The following is a 3,866-nucleotide window of genomic DNA, read 5'->3' on the forward strand; positions in this document are numbered from 1 at the left end:
CCCACCCCTCGCTCTTCCTTCGTGGGGGGGGGGTGTGGGCCCCCCCGGCGCGGCGATCGGTCAGCGAATGGTGGCGGTCAGGTGCGGGAACCCCTTCTTGGGGTTGCGCAGCGCCAGGTCCCAGCCGCCCTCGACCTTGTCCGCGTACACGTTGACCGTGGACGGCAGGAAGATCGGCTTGCCGAATTTGACCTCGTAGGTGGTCTTTTCGGGAATCCGGCCCTCGAGATTGGACAGGATGTTGGCCGCGGACCACATGCCGTGCGCGATCGGCTTCGGGAAACCGAAGGCCTTGGCGCCCAGCCCCGAGGTGTGGATCGGGTTGTGGTCACCCGAGGCCCCGGCGTACCGGGTGATCGTCTTCTGATCGACCCGCAGCGAGCGCAGTGGCGGCGGCGGCACCTCGTCCGGGACGGGCTCGGGCTTGGGCCCGCCGGACAGCGAGGTCCGCTGCTGGTGCAGGAAGGTGGTGACCTGCCGCCACACCAGTTCCCGGCCCACGTTCACCTCGGTGATCGCGTCCACCATCAGACCTTTGGGGTGCTCGCGCAGGTTCTCGATATGGGTCTGGAAGTCGAGCGGCTCGGAGACCGAGATCTCGCGGGTGCGCTCGATGGTGTTCTTCGCGTGCACCGCGCCGACCGCCACGAACGGGAAGTCGCGGGCGACGACCAGCTGCATGGCCAGCGGGAAGCTGAGCACGAACGGGTAGGTCAGCGGCAGCGAATCGTTGAAACGCAGGCCGGTGGCCTTGCAGTAGGCGGCAAGGTGATTCGGATCGACCTTGAAGCCCTCCAGCCGCACGACCCGGTCGGGCAGGGTCGAGGGCCGGTTGGACAGGCCGGGCACCGGGACCGCGCCGAGCGCGGCCTTGACGAAAAGGCTGGAGTTCTTCGGCACCTCGCCGAGCGTGATGGTCTGGCTCATCACGCGCCGATCAGGCTCTGGCCGCAGACGCGAACGATGTTGCCGCTCACCGCGTTCGACGCCGGGGAGGCGAAGTACGCGATGGTCTCGGCGACGTCGACGGTCTGACCGCCCTGCAGCAGCGAGCTCATCAGGCGACCGGCCTCGCGGGTGGCGAGCGGGATCGCGGCGGTCATGGCGGTCTCGATGAAGCCCGGCGCGACGGCGTTGATGGTGATGCCCTTCTCGGCCAGCTTCGGGGCCTCGGCGTTGACCATGCCGATGACACCGGCCTTGGAAGCGCCGTAGTTGGTCTGACCGCGGTTGCCCGCGATGCCCGCGATGGAGGACACGTCGATGACGCGACCGCCCGAACGCAGCGCGCCGGAGGCGACCAGGCCCTCGGTGATGCGGTGCGGCGCAGCCAGGTTCACGTTGATGACCGAGTTCCAGCGGCCCTCGTCCATGTTCGCGAGCAGCTTGTCGCGGGTGATGCCGGCGTTGTGCACGACGATGTCGATGCCGCCGAAGCGCTCGGTCGCGAAGGCGGCCAGCTTCTCGGCGGCGTCGGGGGCGGTGACGTCCAGCGCCAGGGCGGTCGCGCCGACCTTGTTGGCGGTCTCGGACAGCGCCTCACCGGCGGCCGGGATATCGGCGACGATGACGGTGGCCCCGTCACGGGCGAAGACCTCGGCGATGGTGGCGCCGATGCCGCGGGCCGCGCCGGTCACGACCGCGACCTTGCCCTCGAGCGGCTTGTCCCAGCTGGCGGGGGCGGTCGCGTCATCCTTGCCGACGCGGAAGACCTGGCCGTCGACGAACGCGGACTTGGCCGAGAGCAGGAAGCGCAGGGTGGACTCCACGCCGGTGGCGGTCGCGGCGGCCTCCGGGTGCACGTAGACCAGGTTGCCGGTGGAGCCCTTGAGCAGCTCCTTGGCGATGGAACGGCTGAAGCCCTCGAGCGCGCGCTGGGCGATCTGCTCGTCGACCGAGGCGGTCAGCTCGGGGGTGGTGCCGATGACCACGACGCGGCCGGAGCCGGCCAGGCTGCGCAGCGCGGGCTGGAAGAACTCGAACAGCTGCTGCAGCTCCTCGATGGTGCGGATGCCGGTGGCGTCGAACACGAGTCCGCCGAACTTCACGCCCTGGGTGACCGAGTCGACGAAGGTGTAGTCCGCCGAGAGCAGGTTCCGGGCGGCGTCCGCGACGCGGCCCTTGCCGCCGATCAGCACCGGACCCGGCAGGGCCGGCTGGCCCGCGACGTAGCGGCGCAGGCTCTCCGGCTGCGGCAGCCCGAGCTTGCTCGCCAGGAACGCGCCGGGCGCGGAGTGAATGAAAGATCCGTACAGGTTGGGAGCGCCCTTGCTCTTGCTGGCTGCCACTGTTCCTACCTTCTCTTGTCCAGGCCCCGGGGGCGGTGTTGCGCACATTTGCGGGGTACGGTGTCGACAAACTAACTTACTCCAGAGTAAGTTTAATGTAAACCGACTGCTGCCGGTCCCGCGGGACCGTGCGAGTGCGGAAATCCACCCGACGAGACACTGGAGACTCGAGTGACCACCAAAGCCCGTTCGGCGAAGCCCGCGGCCAAGACCGCCAAGCAGGCCAAGCCTGTCGCGATCCTCGGCGGTAACCGGATCCCGTTCGCCCGCTCCGACGGCAAGTACGCGCACGCCTCCAACCAGGACATGTTCACCGCGGCGCTGAACGGCCTCGTCAGCCGCTTCGGGCTGCAGGGCGAGCGCCTGGGCATGGTCGTCGGCGGCGCGGTCCTCAAGCGCGTCGGCGAGCACGGCATGATCCGCGAGAGCGTGCTCGGCTCCACCCTGTCCCCGTACACCCCCGCGCACGACCTGCAGCTCGCCTGCGGCACCGGCCTGCAGTCCATCCAGACCGTCGCCGACGGAATCGCGCTGGGCCGCTTCGAATCCGGCATCGGCGGCGGCACCGACACCACCTCGGACGCCCCCATCGGCGTGAGCGAGTCCATGCGCGAGTGGATGCTCGACGCCAACCGCGCCAAGAACAACAAGGACTACGCCAAGCTGGTCGGCCGCCTGCGCCCGTCCATGGTCGGCATCGAGATCCCGCGCAACGCCGAGCCGCGCACCGGTCTCTCCATGGGTGAGCACGCCGCCATCACCGCCAAGGAATTCGGCATCGCCCGCGACGCGCAGGACGAGCTGGCCTACCTCTCGCACAAGAACATGGCCGCCGCCTACGACCGCGGCTTCTTCGACGACCTCATCACCCCGTTCCTCGGGCTGACCCGCGACGACAACCTGCGTCCGGGCTCGACCATCGAGAAGCTGTCGACCCTCAAGCCGGTCTTCGGCGTGAAGCTGGGCGACGCCACCATGACCGCGGGCAACTCCACCCCGCTCACTGACGGCGCGTCCGCGGTGCTGCTGTCCACCGACGAGTGGGCCGCCGCGCGCAACCTCTCGCCGCTGGCCTACCTGGTGGACTCCGAGGTCGCCGCGGTCGACTACATCCACGGCCCCGACGGCCTGCTGATGGCCCCGACCTACGCGGTGCCGCGCATGCTGGCCCGCAACGGCCTGACGCTGCAGGACTTCGACTACTACGAGATCCACGAGGCCTTCGCCTCCGTGGTGCTCGCGACCCTGCAGGGCTGGGAGTCCGACGCGTACTGCAAGGAGCGCCTGGGCCTGGACGGCGCGCTGGGTTCCATCGACCGCAGCAAGCTCAACATCAACGGCTCCTCGCTCGCCGCGGGCCACCCGTTCGCCGCCACCGGCGGCCGCATCATCGCCTCCACCGCGAAGATGCTGGCGGAGAAGGGCGGCGGCCGGGCACTGGTCTCCATCTGCGCCGCGGGCGGCCAGGGCGTCGTCGCGATCGTCGAGCGCTAGAAACAGCACCCCGCAAGGGGTTTCGCGCCGGGGTGACCCGGCACGAGCACGTGGGCGGCCCCCGATCCGTAGTCCGGATCGGGG

General features: G+C 69.6%; 3 protein-coding genes. 1 reads left to right on the forward strand and 2 read right to left on the reverse strand.

All coding sequences use genetic code 11. From position 1 onward, the window contains the following. Positions 1-60 precede the first annotated feature (60 nt). Complete coding sequence (locus tag ABZ319_RS40190) at positions 61-927, reverse strand: MaoC/PaaZ C-terminal domain-containing protein (RefSeq protein WP_354991847.1); 867 nt, start codon at positions 925-927, stop codon at positions 61-63. Next, entirely contained in the window at positions 927-2,336 is a 1,410-nt protein-coding gene (locus ABZ319_RS40195) for a 3-oxoacyl-ACP reductase (protein WP_354991848.1), read from the reverse strand. Before ABZ319_RS40195 ends, ABZ319_RS40190 begins: the two co-directional genes overlap by 1 nt. 123 nt (positions 2,337-2,459) lie before the next feature. Here ABZ319_RS40195 and ABZ319_RS40200 point away from each other — a divergent pair, with 123 nt between their 5' ends. After that, positions 2,460-3,782 (forward strand): acetyl-CoA C-acetyltransferase, encoded by a 1,323-nt coding sequence (locus tag ABZ319_RS40200; RefSeq protein ID WP_354991849.1) that lies wholly within the window; start codon positions 2,460-2,462, stop codon positions 3,780-3,782. The last annotated feature ends 84 nt before the right edge of the window (positions 3,783-3,866 follow it).

The organism is Nocardia sp. NPDC005978, assembly GCF_040614455.1.
Lineage (GTDB): Bacteria > Actinomycetota > Actinomycetes > Mycobacteriales > Mycobacteriaceae > Nocardia.